The sequence below is a fragment of the Curtobacterium sp. MCLR17_031 genome (assembly GCF_003234775.2).
GTDB classification, from domain to species: Bacteria; Actinomycetota; Actinomycetes; order Actinomycetales; family Microbacteriaceae; genus Curtobacterium; species Curtobacterium flaccumfaciens.
This window is the reverse complement of record NZ_CP126270.1, coordinates 2481825-2502884: the sequence shown is the minus strand read 5'-3', so window position 1 is coordinate 2502884 and position 21060 is coordinate 2481825. Positions and strand designations below refer to the sequence as shown.

The 21060-nt window shown below is 72.2% G+C and carries 19 protein-coding genes; 8 read left to right on the top strand and 11 right to left on the bottom strand.

Translation table 11 applies throughout. The annotated features are described in order from the left end of the window. Window positions 1-151 precede the first annotated feature (151 nt). The 5 genes from DEI96_RS11785 to DEI96_RS11765 all read left to right on the top strand — a co-directional run bounded on the left by DEI96_RS11785 (window position 152) and on the right by DEI96_RS11765 (window position 4919). The gene (locus tag DEI96_RS11785; RefSeq protein WP_220039098.1) at window positions 152-1807 is read left to right on the top strand and encodes a glycoside hydrolase family 6 protein; all 1656 of its coding nucleotides are present in this window, start codon (window positions 152-154) and stop codon (window positions 1805-1807) included. Window positions 1808-1982: 175 nt separating this feature from the next. Beyond that, a complete protein-coding gene (locus DEI96_RS11780) occupies window positions 1983-3080 on the top strand; it encodes a glycosyltransferase (RefSeq protein ID WP_111022331.1) in 1098 nt (365 codons plus the stop codon). A gap of 9 nt (window positions 3081-3089) precedes the next feature. Beyond that, window positions 3090-3602, top strand: coding sequence for a 5-(carboxyamino)imidazole ribonucleotide mutase (gene purE / locus DEI96_RS11775; RefSeq protein ID WP_220039099.1), 513 nt, complete (start codon window positions 3090-3092; stop codon window positions 3600-3602). A 40-nt stretch (window positions 3603-3642) separates the two neighbouring features. Then, window positions 3643-3915, top strand: a complete 273-nt coding sequence (locus DEI96_RS11770) for a hypothetical protein (RefSeq protein ID WP_111022332.1) — start codon at window positions 3643-3645, stop codon at window positions 3913-3915. 236 nt (window positions 3916-4151) lie between these two features. Then, window positions 4152-4919, top strand: a complete 768-nt coding sequence (locus DEI96_RS11765; RefSeq protein WP_111022333.1) for a family 16 glycosylhydrolase — start codon at window positions 4152-4154, stop codon at window positions 4917-4919. Between the two features lie 13 nt (window positions 4920-4932). Here the strand turns inward: DEI96_RS11765 and DEI96_RS11760 are convergent, their stop codons facing one another. From DEI96_RS11760 to DEI96_RS11735, 6 genes are all read right to left on the bottom strand, one after another. Then, window positions 4933-6075: a glycosyltransferase family 4 protein gene (locus DEI96_RS11760; RefSeq protein WP_111022334.1), complete on the bottom strand. Its 1143-nt coding sequence runs from the start codon at window positions 6073-6075 to the stop codon at window positions 4933-4935. A gap of 190 nt (window positions 6076-6265) precedes the next feature. After that, window positions 6266-7117, bottom strand: coding sequence for a dTDP-4-dehydrorhamnose reductase (rfbD, locus tag DEI96_RS11755; RefSeq protein WP_111022335.1), 852 nt, complete (start codon window positions 7115-7117; stop codon window positions 6266-6268). An 11-nt stretch (window positions 7118-7128) separates the two neighbouring features. Then, complete coding sequence (rfbB, locus tag DEI96_RS11750; protein WP_071406432.1) at window positions 7129-8115, bottom strand: dTDP-glucose 4,6-dehydratase; 987 nt, start codon at window positions 8113-8115, stop codon at window positions 7129-7131. Further along, a complete protein-coding gene (locus tag DEI96_RS11745; protein WP_111022336.1) occupies window positions 8112-9668 on the bottom strand; it encodes a glycosyltransferase family 39 protein in 1557 nt (518 codons plus the stop codon). The genes rfbB and DEI96_RS11745 overlap by 4 nt, the downstream gene beginning before the upstream one ends. Next, window positions 9665-11224 (bottom strand): ArnT family glycosyltransferase, encoded by a 1560-nt coding sequence (locus DEI96_RS11740; protein WP_111022337.1) that lies wholly within the window; start codon window positions 11222-11224, stop codon window positions 9665-9667. Before DEI96_RS11740 ends, DEI96_RS11745 begins: the two co-directional genes overlap by 4 nt. Then, window positions 11214-12155, bottom strand: coding sequence for a glycosyltransferase family 2 protein (locus DEI96_RS11735; protein ID WP_071406435.1), 942 nt, complete (start codon window positions 12153-12155; stop codon window positions 11214-11216). The genes DEI96_RS11740 and DEI96_RS11735 overlap by 11 nt, the downstream gene beginning before the upstream one ends. Before the next feature lie 98 nt (window positions 12156-12253). Here DEI96_RS11735 and DEI96_RS11730 point away from each other — a divergent pair, with 98 nt between their 5' ends. The 3 genes from DEI96_RS11730 to DEI96_RS11720 all read left to right on the top strand — a co-directional run bounded on the left by DEI96_RS11730 (window position 12254) and on the right by DEI96_RS11720 (window position 15623). Then, window positions 12254-12862: a dTDP-4-dehydrorhamnose 3,5-epimerase family protein gene (locus DEI96_RS11730; protein ID WP_110892675.1), complete on the top strand. Its 609-nt coding sequence runs from the start codon at window positions 12254-12256 to the stop codon at window positions 12860-12862. A 14-nt stretch (window positions 12863-12876) separates the two neighbouring features. Further along, window positions 12877-13740: a glucose-1-phosphate thymidylyltransferase RfbA gene (rfbA, locus tag DEI96_RS11725; protein WP_110863310.1), complete on the top strand. Its 864-nt coding sequence runs from the start codon at window positions 12877-12879 to the stop codon at window positions 13738-13740. A gap of 140 nt (window positions 13741-13880) precedes the next feature. After that, complete coding sequence (locus DEI96_RS11720; RefSeq protein ID WP_146246843.1) at window positions 13881-15623, top strand: glycosyltransferase; 1743 nt, start codon at window positions 13881-13883, stop codon at window positions 15621-15623. Window positions 15624-15668: 45 nt separating this feature from the next. On the opposite strand, the gene DEI96_RS11715 is transcribed toward DEI96_RS11720, so the two are convergent. From DEI96_RS11715 to DEI96_RS11695, 5 genes are all read right to left on the bottom strand, one after another. Continuing rightward, window positions 15669-16523: a glycosyltransferase family 2 protein gene (locus DEI96_RS11715; protein ID WP_071406439.1), complete on the bottom strand. Its 855-nt coding sequence runs from the start codon at window positions 16521-16523 to the stop codon at window positions 15669-15671. Beyond that, complete coding sequence (locus tag DEI96_RS11710; protein WP_220039100.1) at window positions 16520-17689, bottom strand: glycosyltransferase family 4 protein; 1170 nt, start codon at window positions 17687-17689, stop codon at window positions 16520-16522. Before DEI96_RS11710 ends, DEI96_RS11715 begins: the two co-directional genes overlap by 4 nt. Before the next feature lie 74 nt (window positions 17690-17763). Next, on the bottom strand, window positions 17764-18939 hold the full coding sequence (locus DEI96_RS11705; protein WP_220039101.1) for a glycosyltransferase family 2 protein: 1176 nt from the start codon (window positions 18937-18939) through the stop codon (window positions 17764-17766). Continuing rightward, window positions 18858-20087 carry an ABC transporter ATP-binding protein gene (locus tag DEI96_RS11700; RefSeq protein WP_111022340.1) on the bottom strand — a complete coding sequence of 410 codons (1230 nt, stop codon included), beginning with the start codon at window positions 20085-20087 and terminating at the stop codon, window positions 18858-18860. Before DEI96_RS11700 ends, DEI96_RS11705 begins: the two co-directional genes overlap by 82 nt. Window positions 20088-20090: 3 nt before the next feature. Next, window positions 20091-20993, bottom strand: coding sequence for an ABC transporter permease (locus tag DEI96_RS11695; RefSeq protein ID WP_111022341.1), 903 nt, complete (start codon window positions 20991-20993; stop codon window positions 20091-20093). Window positions 20994-21060: the final 67 nt, after the last annotated feature.

Genomic DNA, 21060 nt, shown 5'->3' with positions numbered 1-21060 from the left:
GCCACGGGCCTCCCGTCCGTCACGGGTGCGGGACACACTCGTCGGTCGCTCTGCGGACACCCCCTCGGGTGGCACCCGCTCGGGAGGCTGGCGGGGGCTGGGAGCGCATGTTCCCCTGGTACAGTCCGTGCCCACCGTCCAGGGAGCCCCCATGCGCCGCCGTCCGCGTCGTGCCGCCGTCTGCGGCGCAGCCATCGCCCTCGTCGCAGCCGTCGCCGGCCTGCTGCCGACCGCGACCGCGTCCGCAGCGACCTCGGCCTCGACCATCCGCTCGGCCACGTCCGCGTCGCTCTACGGCGCCGGGCCGTACCGGTCGCCGACGAGCGAGGCCGCGAAGGCGCAGGCCGCCCTGGCCGCCACCGACCCGGCCGGGGCCGCTGCGGCGGCGAAGATCGCCGGGTACCCCGTCGCGACCTGGCTCGGCGACTGGAGTCAGGGGACGCAGCTGACCAAGACCATCAGCACCGCCCTCACCGGTGCCGAACAGTCCGGCACCACCCCCGTGTTCGTGCTCTACGCGATCCCCGACCGTGACTGCGGCGGGTACTCCGCCGGCGGCTTCGACGAGGGGTCCTACGACGCCTGGGTCGACCAGGTCACCGCGGCGCTCGCCGGGCACCGTGCAGCCGTCATCGTCGAACCGGACTCGCTCGCGATGCTCAGCAACGCCAAGTGCAGCACCGCGCTCGACGAGCAGCGCTACCGGATCCTGTCCCGCACCGTCGCCGGGCTGACCGCCGCCGGGGTCCCCGCCTACCTGGACGCCGGCAACTCGAACTGGGTGCAGCCCGCGCTGATGGCGTCGCGGCTGAACAGCGCGGGCGTGCAGCAGGCCCGCGGGTTCTTCACGAACGTCGCGAACTACTACCCGACCGCCCAGGAGCAGGCGTACGCGCAGAAGGTGTCCGCCGCCACCGGGGGCTCGCACTACGTGATCGACACTTCGCGCAACGGGCAGGGCTGGCGTGGCACCTGGTGCAACGGGCCGGGGGCCGGGCTCGGCACCTCGCCCCGGGTGGTGTCCGACGGTACGGCGCTCGACGCCCTGCTGTGGGTGAAGACCCCCGGCGCGAGCGACGGCACCTGCAACGGGGCCCCGGCCGCCGGCAAGTGGTTCCCGACCTACGCACAGGCCCTCGTCGCGAACGCACGCCTGGGTGTCCCCGCCGCCGACCTGACCCCCCGTGGCACGCTCGAAGCCGTCGCCGGCACCGGCGGCGGCGTCCGCGTGTCCGGGTGGGCCTACGACGAGGACGACCCCACGCAGCCCGTGCGGGTCCGGGCCACCGTCGACGGTGTCCCGGCCAGCGTCACCACCGCCGGGCTCGACCGGCCGGACGTCGACGCGCGCTCCGGCGTCGGCGCGACCCACGGCTTCGACGTCGTGGTGCCCACCGCGGCCGGCGCTCGCCGCGTCTGCGTCACCGCGGTGAACATCGGCGCGGGATCGGACACCCCGCTCGGGTGCTCGACCGTCCGCGCCTACCGGCACGACCCGTACGCCGAACTGGAGTCCGCGAAGGCCGTGACCCGGGGCATCGCGGTGCGCGGCTGGGCGTTCGACGGCGACGCGGTGGCCTCGGCGAGCCGGGTGGCGATCACCGTCGACGGCAAGCGGGTGACGTCGCTGGACGCCGGTCGGAAGCGCGCCGACGTGGACGCGACCTGGGGCTCCGGTGGGTCGCACGGCTTCGCGGGCACCGTCCGGGCTGCGGTGGGCAAGCACACCGTCTGCGCGGTCGTCCACAACACCGGGAGCGGAGCGGACCGCAGGGCGTCGCCGTGCCGGACGGTGACGGTGCGCTGAGGGGGTCTTCTCCGTGCGGCGTTCGCCGTGCGGCGTCCGCCGTGCGGCGTTCGCCGTGCGGTGCGAGGTTCCGTCGTCGGTGGGAGGCTCTGCGGCTCGCACCGCGCACGGAACCCCGCACCGTTCGTGACTGACCTCGCACGGTGCCAGGTGCCAGGTGCGAGAGGATGGGCGCATGCCGCGTGATCTCGTCCGCCGGGCCGCGGGACGCCTGCGCCGCGCCGTCGCAGGTGCCCCACCGCAGCCGGCGCCCCTGCCCGTCCTCGGCTACGTCGTCGCGGGCGGTGGCGGCGCCCACCCGGCCTCGGCACACGTCCGTGTCGTCCGCCGCACCGAGCACCTGGCCGCGAGCGGCACCGCCGAGGTGCGGCAGGTGGACCCGGCAGCGTTCGTCGACGGCTCCGACCAGGCGCCCTACGCCGCACTCCTGGTGCAGCGGGACATCCTTCCCCGTGCCGACGTGCAGGCCTTCCTGGCGGCAGCCGCTTCCCGGGGCATCCGCGTCGTGGCCGAGGTCGACGACGACTTCTTCACCGAGTCCGGACGCGCACGTCTGGCCCGCGCCGAGTACGACCCCGACCGGCTCGCCTCGATCGATGCCCTGGTGCGCGGTGCCGACACCGTCGTCGTGAGCACGCCCGAACTCGCCGACGTGGTCCGTCCGGTGGCGCGGGACGTCGTCGTCGTGCCGAACGCCCTCGACCCGACGATCTGGACTGCCGGCCCCACCGCGGACGACGACGAGCGGCCCGCGGGGGAGCACCGCGTGCTGTACATGGGCACGCTCACCCACGCCGCCGACCTCGAGCTCCTGCGTGACGTCTTCGCCGACCTCACCACCGCCGACGGCACCCCGATCCGGCTCGAGGTCATCGGGGTGACCGACGAGGGCGGTGCCGACTGGTTCCGCCGGGTCGAGGTCCCCGACGGGCACTACCCGGCGTTCTCCCGATGGCTCGTTGCGCACCGGGAGCGCTGGCGGGCGGGCGTCGCACCGCTCCGCGACGAGGAGTTCAACCGCGCGAAGAGCGACCTGAAGTTCCTCGAGTACACCGCGCTCGGGCTGCCCGCCGTGGTGTCCGACCGTCCGTCCTACGCCGTCGCACGGGCCCACGGGGCCGTGGCCGTGCCGGACGACGTGTCGGCGTGGCGGGACGCCGTCCGGACCGCCGTCGAACGTGGCCGGTTGGACGAGGGGGCGGCCCGCTGGGTCGCCGAGGAGCGCACGATCGGCCGTGACGGCGACACCTGGCGACGCGTGCTGCTCGGCTAGGCTCGTCGCGTGACCGACACCGCCGCACCCGCACAGCCGCTCGTCTCGATCATCATGGGGTCGGACTCCGACTGGCCGACCATGCGTGCCGCGGCGGACATCCTCACCGAACTCGGCATCGCGTTCGAGGCGGACGTCGTGTCGGCGCACCGCACGCCGGACAAGATGACCCGCTTCGCCCGCGGCGCCGCTGCTCGTGGCATCCGGGTCGTCATCGCCGGGGCCGGTGGCGCGGCACACCTGCCGGGCATGGTGGCCTCGATGACGACGCTCCCGGTGATCGGTGTCCCGGTGCAGCTCGCGCGTCTCGACGGCCTCGACTCGCTGCTCTCGATCGTGCAGATGCCGGCGGGGATCCCGGTCGCGACGATGGCGATCAACGGTGCCGCCAACGCCGGTCTGCTGGCCGCGCGCATCATCGGTTCCTCGGAGCCGGTCGTCGCCGCTCGCCTGACCGAGTACGCCGACGGGCTCGAGCGCCTGGTCGAGGAGAAGGCGGCGCGCCTCCGCGACTCGCTCTGAGGCCGCCGCTGCGGGGTCCGAGCCGCGCTACGGTAGCGGGATGCGCCGTGCCGTCCCCGTCCTCGTCCTCTCCGCGGTCGCCGTCGTCGCCGCGGTGGTCTGCGTGGTCGCTGCGGGCGCGGCCGGACCGGTGAACCCCGTGGCGGGGTGGTTCCGTGGCGCGGGCCAGGACGTCGTGGCGACGAAGTCGCAGTTCGACTCGTGGTTCGCGGCACTCCACGTCGCCGAGACCGCAGCGGTCGTCGCCGTCCTCGCCGTGGTGGCCGCCGTCGTGCTCGCCGTGGTCGCTCGGCGCCGTCGCGCACGGCCCTGACCTCACCACGCGACGTCGGCGCGCAGCTGATCCGAACGATGCCGATGCCACGCCACGCGCACTGACCAGGGCTTCTTGCCCGACGGCAGATCCTCGCGCAAGCCCCGTGTACTGGGGGTGCTCAGTCGTGTCAACCCCCGGGCGCAGATTGTGGACAGCAACTACCGTGAACGCCGGGTAGCCGAGATCCGGCGTCCGGCATCCACGGGAACGGGTGCGAACAGTCACGTCAGGGAGTGACCGACCTCATGCAGAAGCGCACCACCAGGAGGGCCGCACTCGCCGTCGTGCTCCTCGGAGCAGCACTCGTCGCCGGACCGCTCGGTCAGGGGACCGCAGCGACCGCCAGCTCGGCACCGCTCGGCGACGTCGGGAACTTCAAGCAGACCTTCCGCGAGCAGTTCAGCACCGCGGCCAGCGCCAAGGGCGCCTTCGCCAAGAAGTACGCCAACTCGTGGCAGCCGTACCCGGACGGGACCGGCGGCATGTACTACTCGGGCTCGCAGATCAGCTCCCACAACGGGTACATGGACGTCAAGCTCGACGGCAAGCACGGCGCCGCCGGCACCTTCGGCACGCCGACGGGAGCCTGGGGCCACAAGGGCGGCAAGTTCATCGTCCGCGCCAAGGCCACGGGCGGTGCCGGCAACGGCGCGGCCTTCATGCTCTGGCCGTCGTCCGACCGCTGGGCCGACGGGGAGATCGACTACCCCGAGGCCAACTTCGACCAGCAGCCGATGCTGCACCACCACTCGATGATCGCGGGCCAGGAGGCCAACGCGACGAGCCTGAGCACCGGCGTCTCGTGGCGCTCGTGGCACACGTACTCCATCGAGTGGGTGCCCGGGAAGTCCGTGCGGTACCGCCTCGACGGCAAGGTGATCAAGACGATCACGACCCACGTGCCGAAGACCGCGCACCGCTACATGTTCCAGGTGGGCGACTGGGGCGACGCGGGGCACCTGTACATCGACTGGGTCAGCACCTACGCGTACAAGGGCTGACGCGCTCCGGCCGTCAGAGGTCGGCGTGCAGCTGCCAGGTCTCCGCGGCGGAGTCGGACCAGTCGTACATGCGTGCACGGTCCGGCCCCGCCACGGCCAGCCGGCTGGACAGTTGCGGGTCGTTCACGACCTGGTAGACGGCCTGTGCGAGCCGTGTGGGGTAGGACTCCCGCGGTGACCGGGCGACGGTGACGCCGGCGTCCGACGCGACCTCGGCCACGGCAGGGTCGTCGGAGTGGATCACCGGGGTGCCGAAGCTCATCGCCTCGATCACGGGCAGGCCGAAGCCCTCGGCGAGGCTGGGGAACACGAACACCGTCGCACGGTCGTAGACCACCGCGAGGTCCGCGTCGTCGATGCGGCCGAGGACCTTCACCCGGTCGCGCGACAGTCCCGCGCGCTCCGCGGTGCCGTACACGTCGACGTCGCCCCAGCCGTCCGGACCGGAGATGACGAGGGGCACGTCGGCGGGGGCGTCCGGGTGGGCCATCGCCTCGATCAAGGACGCGAGGGCCTTGCGCGGCTCGAGCGTGCCGACCGCGAGCACGTAGCGTTCGGGCAGGCCGAGGCGCTCGGCGCGCAGGTCGGCGTCGACGGGCAGGCGGAGGCGTCCGCTCGGGGCACCGCCGATCACGCGGAGCCGGTCGTCGAACCGGTGGATCTCGTTCAGCGCCCCCGCCACGGCGTGGGTCGGCACCACGACGGCGTCGGCGTGCTTCCACGCCCGCTTCACCATCGCCTTGTGGAAGTGGACGCCGCGCGGCGTGAGCGTCTCGGGGTTGGTCCACGGCACCACGTCGTGCACGGTCACCACGGTCTGCCGGCCCGGGTCCTGGAAACGGTCGTGCTTCACCAGTGGTGCGAGCACGCTCGGCGCGTGCACCATCCCCTTCGCGATGCCGCCCACGAACCCGCCCTGCCAGGCGAGCGACAGCTCACGACGTGGCAGCGGCAGTCGCTGCAGGTCGGACAGTCCGGGCAGGAGCGTCCGCAGGTGCGCCATTTCGTCGGACCCGACGGCGGAGACCACACCCGCGACCTCGCAGCCGCTCGGCGCGTGCTCGACGAGGTGTCGCGCGAGCTCCTCGGCGTAGCGCCCGATGCCGCCCGGCACGGGCGCGACGATCTGGTCGACGATGACGTGGAGGGTGGTCATGGTGCTGTGCTCCTCGTCGTGGTTCGTGGACCCGTGGTCAGGGGGCCGAGGGCCGGCCCCGCGCTCGGCTGCCCGACACTACCAGGGTGGTCCCGGCGCCCCCTGGGCGCGGTCGGTGGTCGGACAGGAGGCGCGGGTCGGGTCCGCGGTGTGCGGAACCCGACCCGCGCCTCCCGGTCGAGAGCCGTGCCTACGCCGTCAGCGCACCCGCCGCGACCGCAGCGTGCAACGCGTCGCGCCAGTCGCGCATCGGCGCGAGTCCGGCACGCGACCAGCCGTCGTGGCCGAGCACGCTGTACGCCGGGCGCGGCGCCGGCCGGACGAAGGCGGCGCTGTCGGTGGGCAGCACGCGCTCCGGGTCGAGCCCGAGTTCGCGGTAGATGGCCTGCGTGAAGTCGAACCAGGAACCCTGGCCGGCGTTCGTCCCGTGGTAGATGCCCGCGGGGGCGTCCCCGTCGACGAGCTCGACGATCCGCGCGGCGAGGTCGCCCGTCCACGTCGGCTGGCCGACCTGGTCGGTGACGACGCTGACGGTGTCGTGCGATCCCGCGAGCCGGAGCATCGTCGCGGCGAAGTTCGGCCCGTGCGCGCCGTAGATCCACGCGGTGCGGACGACGAACGAGGTGTCCGGGGCGATCGCGCGCACGAACGCCTCGCCGGCGGCCTTGGTGCGGCCGTAGGCGTTGATCGGGTCGGTCGGGGCGTCCTCGGCGTAGGGCGCGGTGCCGTTGCCGTCGAAGACGTAGTCGGTCGACACGGTGACGAGCTTCGCGCCGTGACGGACCGCGGCCTGGGCCAGGAGCTTCGGCCCCGTCGCGTTGACCGCGTGGGCGTCGTCCTCGTGGTCTTCCGCGTCGTCGACCTTCGTGTAGGCGGCCGAGTTGATCACGACGTCGTGCCCGGCGACGGCGGCGTCCACCGCGGCCGGGTCGGTGATGTCGAGGTCCGCCCGCGACAGCGCGGTGACGTCGCGGCCGGCGAGTGCGGCCTGGAGGTCCTGGCCGAGCATGCCGGCGGCGCCGGTGATGAGGTACCTGGTCACGGTGTGCCGGTTCAGCTCAGGGCCGCACGCTGCTTGAGCGGCTCCCACCAGGCGCGGTTGTCGCGGTACCACTGCACGACGTCGGCCAGGCCCTGCTCGAACGGCACGAGTGGCTCGTAGCCGAGCTCGGCCTGGATCTTCGAGATGTCGACCGAGTAGCGCAGGTCGTGGCCGAGACGGTCGGCGACGCGGTCGACGTACGACCAGTCCTTGCCGGTCGCGTCGAGCAGCAGCTGCGTGAGCTCCTTGTTGGTCAGCTCGGTGCCGCCGCCGATGTTGTAGATCTCGCCGGCGCGGCCACGGGTCAGGACCATCGCGATGCCACGGGTGTGGTCGTCGACGTGCAGCCAGTCGCGGATGTTGTTGCCCTCGCCGTACAGCGGCACGTGCACGTCGTCGATGAGGTTGGTGACGAAGAGCGGGATGACCTTCTCGGGGAAGTGGTACGGCCCGTAGTTGTTCGAGCAGCGCGTGATCGAGAGGTTCAGCCCGTGCGTGCGGTGGTAGCTGCGGGCGAGCAGGTCGCTGCCGGCCTTCGACGCCGAGTACGGCGAGTTCGGCTCGAGCGGGCGCTCCTCGTCCCACGAGCCCTCGCTGATGGAGCCGTAGACCTCGTCGGTGGAGACGTGCACGAAGCGCTCGGTGCCGTGGCGGAGCGCGGCGTCGAGCAGGCGCTGGGTGCCCACGACGTTGGTCTCGACGAAGATGCCGGAGTCGCGGACCGAGCGGTCGACGTGGGACTCGGCGGCGAAGTGCACGATGGCGTCGACGGTCGGGACGACCTCGTCGAGCTTCGCGGCGTCGCGGATGTCGCCGTGCACGAAGGTGTAGCGGGGGGAGTCGGCGACCGGGGCGAGGTTCGCTTCGTTGCCGGAGTAGGTCAGTGCGTCGTAGACGACGACCTCGGCGCCCTCGAGGCCGGGGTACGCGTCCTCCAGCGTGCGGCGGACGAAGTTCGAGCCGATGAAGCCGGCTCCTCCGGTGACGAGGATCTTCACGAGTTCTCTTTCCTGACGGTCGGTTCGTGGGTCGGCGGCGATTCTAGCGGGCCGCTGGTGGGGTCGGCGGAGGTGCGCCACACCAGGACGACGGTGGCGACGGCGGCGGCCGCGAACACGATGGCGACCAGCAGGATCACGAACGGCCCGGTGACTGCGCCGCCGGCCATCGCGGAGATCCCGCCGGGCGTGATGCGGAACTGCGTGTTCTCCCACCCGCCGCGGTAGGTCAGGCCGATGCCGTACGTGCCGATCGCGAGCGAACCGACGACCGCCAGCCGGGCCAGGCGTCGGCGGAGCTCCGGACGGACGACGAGGGCGTGCCACGCGACCGCCTGGGCGAGCACGAGCGCGACGACCGCGACGAACAGGAACCGGCCCTGCAGCCCGTTGCCCTGGTGCGTGCCGAGGTAGTTCCGCCAGTTGTAGGCGAGGGTCGCGACGAGGACGACGGTCGGCCAGACGAGCAGGATCGTGGTCACCCGGCGGCCCGGAGCCCGGCGCGCGTACGACCACCCGATGACGGCCAGTCCGACGACCGCGAGCGTGTCGATGACCATCGCCGGCAACGGCCACTGGTTCGCACCGAGTGCGCCGAAGAACGAGGCGGTCAGGCCGTCCCACTGGCGCCCGGCGAACGCCCCGGGGTTCGCACCGCCCGCCGGGTACGGCTGCACGGTCGTGACGGCGCGCAGGGCGTCGGGCAGGGGCGTCCCGCTCACGAGCAGCGTCCGCACCCACCACCAGCCGGACACGGCGACGGCAGCGAGGACGACCACGCCGGCGTGCAGGGCCCGGCGACCCCACGTCCGGCCCGGTGCCAGGACGGACACGAGGACGACGAACGGGATCGCCAGGAGCCCGAGCGCGTTCAGTGCGGCCAGCCCGGTGACGGCGACGGCGAGCCCGGCGGTGGTCCACCACGAACGGTCGCCGGTCAGCACGCGTGCGCTCAGCCAGACGAGCACGGCGCCGAGCAGGACGACCGGTGCCCACACCGTGACGCCGGAGGCGACCTGCGCCAACTGCGGGACGGCGAAGAGCAGGACCGGGGCGACGAGTGCGGTGCGGGGCGAGCGGGTCACCCGACGGACCGTCGCCCAGACCAGGACCGGCAGCGCGGTGACGAGCAGCACGTCGAACACGCGGAGCACGAGCACCGAGGTCGCCCAGTCGTGCGAGCCGAACCGGATGACGCGCAGGATCCCGGCGGCCACCAACCAGTACGTCGGCGGGTTCTGGGACATCGGGTCGATCGCGGGGGAGTCCCCGGGCACCGCCGCCAGCAGCGCGTCGACCGTGGGGCGGTCGACGGCAGGTGCCGGGTGCTCGACGATCTGCCGCACGGCGGCGAGGTAGTGCATCTCGCCGCCGTGCGGCCAGCCGAGTCCGAGCGCGAGGCGGAACGCGGCGTCGACGTGTGCGGGCTCGTCGGGTGCCCCGAAGGCCGGGGTGACGAGGGCGAAGGTCAGCAGGAAGGCGAGCCAGGCCAGCGTCACGGTGCCGAGCAGGACCCACTCGTGCCGGCCGACGAGCGGTCGCGGGGCGCTCACGCGGGCACCTCCGGACGGCGCATGAACCGGACGAGCAGCACGGCGGTGACGGTCAGTGCGACCGCGGCGACGGCGACGAGGGTGAAGTTCGTGCCGGCGGGCACCATGCCGTAGCGGTCGAACCGGCCGACCGCGAACTCGTCGACCCAGAAGGCGGCGTCGCGCCCGAAGGCCCGCAGCGCGTAGACGACGCCGTACAGCGCGATGGCCATCGCCGCGATCGACATCCCGACGGCGAGCCGGGTGGTGCCGGCTGCCGTCACGGTGACCCGGCGCCAGGCGAGGGCGCTCAGGGCGATGAGGGCGATGAGCGTCGGGTAGTAGTAGCGCCCCTGGGTGCCGGCGACGATGGTGCTCCGGACGTACCCGCCCCACCCGCTCTGCAGGTGCAGGGCGATGAGGATGACGGGGAACGACGCCAGCACGATCGCCGGGCGGAGCGACGGACCGCGGCGGAAGCCCCAGACGACGATGCCGACGAGCGACGCGATGGTCAGCCCGTCGATCAGGACCTGGGCGAGCTGGAACTGGGTGAGACCACCGACGCTGCCCCAGAAGGTCCGGGTGACGCCGTTCCAGTAGTCGCGGAGGAACACCTCGGGGCTGGCCGCGGTGCCGGCCGGGAACGGCATCGGCGGACGTGCGCCGGCCATGCCGTCCGGCTGGATGTCGCGGTACACGAGGATGTTCCGCAACCACCACCAGCCGCCGACGACGGCGGCGAGCCCCAGGGTCCACAGCGTCCGGAGCGCGTTCCGCCAGACGGTCGCCCGGGTGCAGCCGGCGGCCATCACGGCGATGCCCACGAACGGGATCGCGGGGAGCGCGGTGCCCTTGACGAGCAGCATCGCGCCGAGCAGCAGCCCGATCCAGATGGTCGTGCGGACCCGCAGGTCGCCGGTGAGCAGTCGCACCACGAAGTACACGAGCGCCCCGGCCAAGGGCAGCATGAGCGCGTCGTTCGTGACCGAGGTGCCGATCGAGGCGACCTCGGGCAGGGCGAACACCGCGGCACCGCCGACCAGGGCGGCCCGTGGTGACCGCGTCAGCCGACGCACGGTCGCCCACGCCAGGAACGGCAGCGGCAGGACGAGCAGGGCGTCGAACAGTCGCAGCACCATCACGGCGAGGTCCCAGCGGAGGTCCTCGAAGTGCACCAGCTGCAGGACCCCGGCGGCCAGGGCGTAGTACGTGGCGGGATGCTGCGACATCTGGTCGATGCTCGTCGGGTGCACGCCCGGGAACTCGCGGAGCAGCTCGCCCCACGTCTGGTTCACGTCGGTCGACTGCCGCATGTTGCTGATCTGGGTGTCGTGCACCGCGTTGAGGTAGTGCATCGCGCCGGGCGCTGGCCAGCCGTCACCGATCGCCAGGTGCAGCACGGCGTCGACGTGGGTCGGCTCGTCCGGGGCCTTGTACGTCGTGGTGACGACGGCCCAGACCGCGAGGACGGCGGCGAACGCCACCGTCAACGCGATCACGAGGATGCGCTCGCGCCGCCCGACCGCGGGTCGGACGTCGGAGCGCGACACGGCCGGGGCCGTGTCAGTCGCCATACCGCTGCAGTTTCTGCAGGTCGAGCTGCTCCTCGGCCAGCGTGCGGTTGAGGCGGGTGAGATCGGCCACGACGCCGATGACTATGGACAGGAGCGCCGTGATGAGCAGGACGACACCGAGGATGATCGACTGCAGGTGGTTGCCGCCCGTCTGCATCGCCAGGAGCACCAGGTAGCGGATGAGCGGCCAGAGTCCGAGTGCACCGAGCACCGCGGCGACCCAGAGGAACAGTGCCATGGGCCGGTACATCAGGTAGACGCGGGCGATCGCCGAGCCGGACTCGAACATGTGCTGGAAGATGTTGTTGAAGAGCCGCGACTCGCGGGTCTTCGGGTTCGTCGTGATCGGCACCGACGCGATCGCCAGGCGCTTGTAGCCGGCCTGCACGATGGTCTCCATGCAGTAGCTGAAGCGCGTCACGATGTTCAGGCGGATGAGCGAGTACTTCGAGTACGCGCGGAACCCGCTCGCCGCGTCGGGCAGGTCGAGCCCGGCAGCGCGGCTGGCGACCCACGAGCCGAAGCGCTGCATGACCTTCTTGAAGCCGGAGAAGTGCTCGATGGTGCGCGTCTGCCGGTCGCCGATGACGATCTCGGCTTCCTTCCGGAGGATCGGCTGCACGAGCTCGGCGATCTGTGCCTGCGGGTACTGGTTGTCCCCGTCGGTGTTCACGACGATGTCCGCACCGTGCAGCAGTGCGTAGTCGACCCCGTCACGGAACGAGCGGGCGAGGCCCATGTTCGTGGTGTGGTGCACGAAGTGCTTGACGCCGTGCTCCTTGGCGACCTCGACGGTGCGGTCGGTGCTGCCGTCGTTGATCACGAGGATCTCGATCTCGTCGATGCCGTCGATCTCCCGCGGGATGGAGTCGATGACGCTGGCGAGGGTGTTCTCCTCGTTGAGGCAGGGGATCTGGACGAATAGCTTCACGGGCTCGCTTGGTCTCGTTTCGGGAGTCGCAGCGCGCGGGGCGCGGGGCACAGAACCAGGACAGCCTATGCGAACTCACGGCTTGCTAGGCTTCCCCGGTGCAGATCCGCGAACTGAAGATCCCTGGCGCGTGGGAGTTCACGCCCGTCCAGCACGGCGACGCACGAGGAGCATTCCTCGAGGCGTACCGCGCCGACGTGGTCGAGGAGACCGTCGGTCACCCGCTCGACCTCCGCCAGGTGAACATGTCGATCTCCGCGGCCGGTGTCGCCCGCGGCATCCACTACGCCCTCGTCGCGCCGAGCCAGGCGAAGTACGTCACCGCCGTGCGCGGGGCGTTCATCGACTACATCGTCGACATCCGCGTCGGGTCCCCGACGTTCGGCCAGTGGGACTCCGTCCGGATCGACGACGTCGACCGCAAGGCCGTCTACCTGTCCGAGGGGCTCGGCCACGCGATCGTCGCGCTCGAGGACCAGTCGACCGTGAACTACCTGGTCAGCGCGCACTACGACCCCGAGCGCGAGAAGGGGATCACGATCCTCGACCCGACGGTCGGGCTCGACCTGCCCGAGGGCCTCGGCGAGCTGGTGCTGTCCGAGAAGGACACCAGCGCCCCCACCCTCGAGGAAGCCGCGGCACAGGGCCTGCTGCCGACGTACGAGGAGTGCGTCGCGTACACCGAATCGCTCCGGACGAAGAAGTAAGGGACGGGACACCGATGAAGGGCATCATCCTCGCCGGCGGTTCCGGCACGCGCCTCTGGCCCATCACCAAGGGCATCAGCAAGCAGCTCATGCCGATCTACGACAAGCCGATGGTCTACTACCCGCTGTCGACCCTGATGATGGCCGGCATCCGACAGGTGCTGGTCATCACGACGCCGGAGTACAACGACCAGTTCCGGGCCCTGCTCGGCGACGGGTCGGCGTTCGGCATGGAGATCGAGTACGCCGTGCAGCCGTCCCCGGACGGTCTGGCCCAGGCCTTCGTCATCGGCGAGGAGTTCATCGGTGACGACAGCGTCGCGCTCGTCCTCGGCGACAACATCTTCCACGGCACCGGCCTCGGCACGAACCTCCGGAAGAACACCGACGTCCAGGGTGCGACGATCTTCGCGTACCACGTGGCCGATCCGAAGGCGTACGGCGTCGTGGAGTTCGACGACGACTTCACCGCCGTCTCCATCGAGGAGAAGCCGGCCGAGCCGAAGTCGAACTACGCCGTCCCCGGCCTGTACTTCTACGACAACAAGGTCATCGAGATCGCCAAGACGATCGAGCCGAGCGCCCGCGGCGAGCTCGAGATCTCCACGGTCAACGAGCGCTACCTCGAGGCCGGCGAGCTCGGCGTCCAGGTCCTCGACCGCGGCACCGCGTGGCTCGACACCGGCACGTTCGAGTCGATGATGCAGGCGTCGGAGTACGTGAAGGTCATCGAGGACCGTCAGGGCTTCAAGATCGGCTGCATCGAGGAGATCGCCTGGCGGAACGGCTGGATCGACGACGCGCAGCTCGCCGAGCTCGCCGCGCCGCTGGTCAAGGGCGGCTACGGCGTCTACCTGCAGCGACTCCTCGGCGTCTAGCTCCGCACGTGACCCCCACCCCCGGTTGGTTCGGTCGACGCCGCCGTCCGGATGCGACGACCTCCGGCCACCCCGGCCACCCCGGCCACCCCGGCCAGGAGGCCCGTCCCGCGTCCGTGACGGCGGCGTCCGTCGTTCCCGTGACCGGGTTCCCGGACCCGCTGCCGCGGCTCGACCACGACGTCACGGTCCTCGTCACGACCCGTTCGGACCGGCACGCCGAGGTCGCCCGGCTCGTGTCGGTCGCCCGTGATGCCTTCGGTCGCGGGGTCGACGTCCGGGCCGTGAGCTACGTCGCGGACGCGTCGCCGGTCGACCCGTTCGGCCGTCGCCTGCCGTGGGTCCGACCGGGACCCGTCGACGGCCTCGGCTCGGCGATCAACGCCGGTGTCGCAGCCGGTGTGGGCCGGACGCTCGTGGTGGTCGACACCTCGGTCTCGGTCGACGCGCCGGCACTGCACGCGCTGGCGGCGGCGGGCTCGGTCGCGCAGGCCCGGGTCCGGATGCCGGACGGCACGCTCCGCTCCGGGGCCCGGCTGCTGCGCCCTGGTGCCCTGCCCTGGTCGGACGACCGCGCCGACGCCGTGACCGACGTCGACACCGTCTTCGCGGCGGACCAGCCGGTGCTCTCGGTGCCGGGGGCGGCGCTGGTGCCGGCACCGTGCCTTCCGGACGAACGCATGACCCTGACGGCCTGGAGCCGCGCGGTCGCCGATGCCCACGGCGGACCGGTGCGCGTCGTCGGCGAGGCGACCCGCTCGGTCGAGGCCGGCCGCACGGTCGACGACGCCACCGTCGACGCGTTCGCCGCCTGGCGTGACCGCGCGTCCGAGGGCGACGGTGTCGTCGCCGGACCGCCCCTGCCGCCCTGGGGTGCCCGGCCGGTGGCCCCGGCCGCGCGCGTGACCGGCGGTGACGCCGAACACCTCAACTGGTCGCTCAAGATCGCTGCGCCCGCCGGGCCGGAGGGCGACGGCTGGGGCGACGTGCACTTCGCCGCCGAGCTCGCCGGGGCACTCGAGCGGCTGGGGCAGCGCGTCCGGATCGACCGACGTGACGCCCACGTGCGGGCCGACGATGCCTCGGACGACGTCACGCTGGTGATCCGGGGCCTCGACCGGGTGCCGCCGAACCCGGCGTCGGTGAACCTGCTCTGGGTGATCAGTCACCCCGACGACGTCGCCGACACCGAACTGCGGTCGTTCGACGCGGTGTTCGCGGCCGGGTCGGTGTGGGCAGCCGCAGCCGCTGCGCGTGCGGGCGTGCCGGTCCGGACGCTGCTGCAGGCGACCGAGCCGGCCGTGTTCCACCCGGGCGCGCGCACGGCGACGAGCCCCGATGCCGACCGCGTGGTGTTCGTCGGCTCGACTCGCGGCGCCGCGCGACCCATGGTGACCGACGCGGTCGCGCTCGGTGCCGATCTGCGCGTGCACGGTCCGGGGTGGGACGAGGTCGTCCCGGCAGAGTCGCTCGGCGAACCGTCGCTGACCCGGGCCGAGGTCGCGGCGGCCTACGCCTCGGCGCGTGTGGTGCTCAACGACCACTGGCCCGACATGGCCGCCGGGGGCTTCGTGTCGAACCGGGTGTTCGACGTGCTGGCGTCCGGGGGAGTCGTCGTGACCGACTCGGTGGCCGGGCTGTCCGACGTGCTCGACGTGCTGGACGTCCCGACGCTCGCGGTCGCGCGCTCCCGTGACGAGCTGGCCGACCTGCTCGACCCGGCGCGCCCGTGGCCGTCGGCTGCCGAGCGGGCCGCCGTGGCCGAGCGCATCGCCGCCGAGCACTCCTTCGACGCCCGCGCCGCCGTGCTGCTGGCGGCGGCCCGCGCCGAGCGCGCGCGCCTGCACACCCGCCGGAACCAGGTTTCGGACACCGCACCGTGAAGATCCGTGGTGCTGTGTCCGGAACCTGGTTCCCGCGAGCGGGAGCTACTTGCGCGTGACCCAGCGGGCGCGGAGCGACAGGCCCGCGTGCAGCACGACGCGCAGGGGCCAGAGCCACCACGCCCGGTACTTCCGCGACAGGAACCGGTAGGCGCTGCGGTGGTGCTCGATCTCCATCCGGCGCCGGTTGGACGACGTCGAGTGGGCTCCGGTGTGGGTGACGACCGCCGAGGGCACGTACACGTTCGCCCGACCCGACCGTCCGACGCGCTGCCCGAGGTCGACGTCCTCGAAGTACATGAAGTACGACTCGTCGAACCCGTCGAGTTCGCGGAAGAGCGACGTCCGGATGAGGAAGCACGCGCCGGAGAGCCAGCCGGCCTCGCGCTCGACGACCTTCGTGGTGGACCAGTACCGCTGGCTCCACGGGTTCGCCGGCCAGAACCGCGAGAACGCCGCGTGGCCGAGGCCGGTCCGGAGCGAGGGGAGCTGCCGGGCGGACGGGTAGGTCTCGCCCTGGTCGTCGAGGATCCGGGGCCCGAACGACCCACCGGACGGCAACCGGTCGGCGGCGGCCACGAGTTCGTCGATCGAGCCCTCACCGAGCACGACGTCAGGGTTCGTCACGAGCAGGAACTCCGGGCGGACGTCCGGCAGCACGTCGTCGAGGGCGCTCAGGGCCGCGTCGATCCCACCGCCGTAGCCGCGGTTGCCGCCGGAGGACACCACGACGGCGCCGTAGGACTCACCGATCGCCCGGAGTGCGTCGATGTCGGCCGAGCCGTTGTCCGCGATGACGACGGCGACCGGGTCCTTCGAGGCACCGGCGACGCTCGCCAGGAACGGCCGGATGGTCTCGCCGGTGTTGTAGGTGACCGTCAGCACCGCGACCCGGATCACCGCGCACCCCCGGCGACGGACTCGTAGGCCTCGACGTGCACGGCGGCGGTGGCCTCCCAGGTGAACGAGGAGGCCCGCGTCAGCGCCGCCGCACGGTGCGAGGCCACCAGCGCGGGATCGTCCAGCAGCGCCGTCATCGCGGACGCCAGCGCGGTCGCGTCGGGCTCGCTGTAGACGGCCGCGTCACCGCCGACCTCGGGCAGGGACAGCCGCCGGGTGGTCAGGACGCACGCCCCGGAGGCCATCGCCTCGACCACGGGCAGCCCGAAGCCCTCGCCGAGGGACGGGTAGACGACGAACTCGGCACCGCCGAGGAACCCGGCGAGGTCCGCGAGCGGCAGGTAGCCGGCCTCGATGACGTGGTCGGTGGGCTGCAGGGCGTCGAGTCGCGCGATGGCCGACTCGTCCCAGCCGCGGGCCCCGGACAGCACGAGCCACGGGGTCTCCGCATCCGGACCGCCGTCGGACCCGGCAGCCGCGCGCGCGGCGCGCACCGAGGCGTACGCGTCGAGCAGCGCCGTGACGTTCTTCCGCGGTTCGATGGTGCCGAGGAACGCGATCCACGGGGCACCCTCGGGCAGGGTGGCGGCGATCCGGGCGTCCTCGACCGCGGCGATGTCGGGCTCGTGGAACACCGTGCGGTCGACGCCGAGCGGTGCGACCCGGACGTCGGCGCGGATGCCGGTCACGACCCGGGCGGCCTCGGTCGCGGTCGCGGCGCTCGGCACGATGACGACGGGTCGGGTGCGGAGGGACCGGCGGCTCCACCAGGTGAAGAAGGTGCGCTTCAGGCGCGAGTGCCACTCGGGGTTCGAGAAGAACGTGGCGTCGTGCAGCGTGACGACGGACCCACCGCGCCAGCCGAACGGGAACGTGTAGTGCGGGGAGTGCAGCACCTGCGCCCCGATCCGACGGCCGAGCGCCGGCAGCCCGGTCTGCTCCCACAGGAACCGCAGGGGCACCGAGTCGGTCCAGCCCGGCGCCGTGTGCACGGTCGCGTGCGGCGCGACGGCGGCGAAGTGCGGAGCGTGCACGGGGCGGACGACCAGGTGGACGTCGAGCGACGGGTCGTTCAGGTGCGAGACGACCCCCTCGACGTAGCGTCCGACGCCGCCGAGCGCCTGCGGTACCGCGGTCCCGTCGACGAGGACGGTGAGCTGCGGCACGCGTGGTTCCTTCCGGGCGGGGACGTCGGGGCCGGGGCCCTCGACGGGGGAGTGTCCAGGATAGCCCGCTGCACTCATGCGCCCGGGTCCACGCTGCGGCGCGGGACGGACGCGCGCCGGGTCTCGCGCAGCCGGCGCGCGAGGTGGACCGGCAGGGTCCCCGCGACGTCCGCGAACGCCGTCAGGACGAGCCGCGCCTCCCGGCGGGTGCGACCGGAAGCCAGCCCGCGCAGGCCGCGCACCAGGGTGCGGACGCTCGCCCGCGCGACCGTCGGCCACGGAGCGTGCCAGAGCGCGACGACGATGCGGTTGCGCGCGTTCCGGAAGACGAACAGGTCGCTCTGCACGCCGGACGACGCCGAGTGGTCGTGCTCGACGACCGCGTCGGCCGCGTGCTCGACGCGCCAGCCGCGGCGGCGCAGCCGCCAGGCGAGCTCGGTGTCCTCGTAGTACATGAACAGGGACTCGTCGAGCAGGCCGACGTCGTCCAGGGCCGTGCGGCGCAGCGCGGACGCGCCGCCGGAGAACCCGAAGACGTCGACGTCGGCGACCCGGTCGACGGGCGCGAACCAGTCGCGGTCCATCCCGTTGCCGTCGCGGTCGACACGGACGCCGGTCGAGTTGAGCCGCACCTCGCCGTCCGCCGACGGCGTCCAGCGACGACCGTCGTGGTCGCGCAGCACGCGCTGGCCGGGTGCTGGCTCCACCCCGGCCGGGAGGCCCGTCCAGCGTCCGGCGAGCACGATGCGGCCCGTCACCGCGGCGACCTCGGGCCCGGCGTGCGCCAGGTGGTCGCGGAGCGCCGCGACGAAGCCCGGTGCGGGCACGGCGTCGTTGTTCAGGAGCACGACGACCTCGGCGTCCGTGTGCCGGATGCCGGTGTTGGCCCCGGCCGCGAAGCCGCCGTTGTCGCCGCGTGCGATGACGGTGACGTCCGGCAGGGCACGACGGAGCACCGCGACGGAGTCGTCGGACGACCCGTTGTCGACGACGATGACGTCGTCGGCCGTGCCCTCGTCGAGCACGGCGCGGACGGCCGCGGTGGTCAGGTCGGCGCGGTTCCAGTTGACGACGACGACCGCGGTGCGGAGCGTGCCGTCGGCCCGGGGCGCGGAGTCGGCACGGGTCGTGCCGTCGGCGCGGGACCCGGTGTCGCCGTCGTCCGGGGTCAGTCGAGCTCCTCGATCGAGGGTTCGGCGTAGACCGTGCCCACGGCGTGCTCGAACCCGGGGACCTCGAACGAGTCGCACTCCGGCATGTCGTGCAGGTGGCGCCCGGCGGAGTCCATCATCGACACGTTGATGAAGTACTTGCCGGTGCCGAACGCGGTGTCGGCGATCCGCAGGCGGAGCTTCCGGCGACCGTGCAGCGGCTGCAGTTCGAGGCCCATGATGCCGGTGGTGGTGCCGTAGACGACCTGGCCACCGGCGTTGTTGATCTGGACCGCGGCCTCCCAGTCGGCGATGCCGTCCAGGTGCTCGAACTCCATGTCCACGACGAGGTCGTCGCCCGGCATGACCTCGGCGCGGGGCTCCTTGCCGTCGACGCGCACGCTCGCGCCGATGACCTTGCCCCGGCCGACGGCGACGTCGGTGCTGAGCTCGCCCTGACGGCGTTCCTCGAGCACCTCGCGGAACATGCTCACGGCCTGGACGGGGTCACCGTCGTGCAGCACCTTGCCCTTGTTGAGCAGGACGACGCGGTCGCACATCTCCTGCACCTGGCTGAGGGAGTGCGTGACGATGATGATCGTCTTGCCGGCCTCCTGGAAGGTGCGGATGCGGTCGAGGCACTTGCGCTGGAAGGCCTCGTCACCGACGGCCAGGACCTCGTCGACGAGGAGGACGTCGGGGTCGGTGTGCACGGCGACGGCGAACGCGAGCCGCACGTACATGCCCGATGAGTAGAACTTCACCTGGGTGTCGATGAAGTCCCCGATGCCCGAGAACGCCAGGATGTCGTCGAACTTCTCGTCGGTCTGCTTGCGGCTCAGGCCGAGCAGGCTCGCGTTGAGGTAGACGTTCTCGCGGCCGGACAGGTCGGGGTGGAACCCGGCGCCGAGCTCGAGCAGGGCGGCGAGGCGACCGCGGCGGGACACCGTGCCGGAGGTCGGCTGGATGATGCCGCCGATGGCCTTGAGCAGGGTCGACTTGCCGGAGCCGTTCTGGCCGATGAGCCCGACGGTCGAGCCGGCCTGGATCGACACCGTGACGTCGTCGAGGGCCCAGAAGTCCTGGCGGTGCTTCCGCCCGGCGCGGCCGAGCGTGACGATGCGCTCGCGCAGGGTGTTGTCCTTGCGGACGGTGAAGCGCTTGCGGACGTGGTCGATGACGATGACGTCGGGACGCTCGGCGGTCTCGCCGGCGGTCGTCGGGGCGACGGGGGTGCTGATGGCCATGGTCTAGAGCTCCTGCGCGAAGTTGCCCTGCAGGCGGGAGAAGATCCGCTGCGCACCGATGAGGCAGAGGAGGCCGATCACGAACGCGATCCCCAGCCGCAGCATCAGGTGGTCCGGGTACGTGACGTCGGCCGGGTCGTGCAGCCAGATCGCGTTCTGCAGGCCCAGCACCGACAGGGTCAGCGGGTTGTTCGTGTAGAGGGTGAGGAGCCAGTCGGCGTTCACGGTCGCGACCACGCGCGAGTACGAGTAGACGATCGGTGAGGCCCAGAGCAGGACCATCAGGCCGACGTCGATGACGAACTGCACGTCGCGCAGGTACACGTTGAGCGCGGACAGCACTAGGCCGATGGCCGCGCCGTAGACCAGGATCACGGCGAGCGAGGGGATCAGGTAGACCAGGCCCTCGTGCCACGGGAAGACGCCGATGACGACCGTCGCCGCCAGCAGGATCGCGAACTGGATGGTGAAGTTCACCAGGGCCGCGCCCACGCTGGCGAGCGGGAAGACCTCTCTCGGGACGTAGACCTTCTTGATCAGCCCGGAGTTGCCGACGATCGACCCGGTCGACCCGGCGACGATCTCGCTGAAGAGCGTGTAGGCGGTCAGGCCGGTGAAGACGTAGATCGCGAAGTTGTCGATGCCGTTGGCGGCGCCGAGGACCTTGCCGATGACGAAGTAGTAGATGAGCAGCTGGGTCAGCGGGCGCACGAGCGTCCACACGAACCCGAGTGCCGAGTCCTTGTACCGGGCCTTCAGGTCACGCCGGACGAGCATGCCGAGCATCTCGCGCTGCCGGAAGACGTCGCGCAGCTCACGGAAGGTCCCGCGGAAGGCGCTCGTCGGAGCGCCGATCACGACGAGGGGTTCCTTCGCGAGCGCGGTCATGCGGGCTTGGTCGACCATACGTCTCTTCGTTCGTGGGGGCAGGACCGGAACAGCATACTCACCGGGCCCGCGGGACGGGGTTGGG

Bases quoted from the DNA above. Each gene is read 5' to 3' on its own strand.
- DEI96_RS11740 (WP_111022337.1), bottom strand. From the start codon at position 11,224: ATGGCGACTGACACGGCCCCGGCCGTGTCGCGCTCCGACGTCCGACCC.
- DEI96_RS11700 (WP_111022340.1), bottom strand. From the start codon at position 20,087: ATGGCCATCAGCACCCCCGTCGCCCCGACGACCGCCGGCGAGACCGCC.
- DEI96_RS11785 (WP_220039098.1), top strand. From the start codon at position 152: ATGCGCCGCCGTCCGCGTCGTGCCGCCGTCTGCGGCGCAGCCATCGCC.
- DEI96_RS11770 (WP_111022332.1), top strand. From the start codon at position 3,643: ATGCGCCGTGCCGTCCCCGTCCTCGTCCTCTCCGCGGTCGCCGTCGTC.
- DEI96_RS11760 (WP_111022334.1), bottom strand. From the start codon at position 6,075: ATGACCACCCTCCACGTCATCGTCGACCAGATCGTCGCGCCCGTGCCG.
- DEI96_RS11695 (WP_111022341.1), bottom strand. From the start codon at position 20,993: ATGGTCGACCAAGCCCGCATGACCGCGCTCGCGAAGGAACCCCTCGTC.
- DEI96_RS11780 (WP_111022331.1), top strand. From the start codon at position 1,983: ATGCCGCGTGATCTCGTCCGCCGGGCCGCGGGACGCCTGCGCCGCGCC.
- rfbA (WP_110863310.1), top strand. From the start codon at position 12,877: ATGAAGGGCATCATCCTCGCCGGCGGTTCCGGCACGCGCCTCTGGCCC.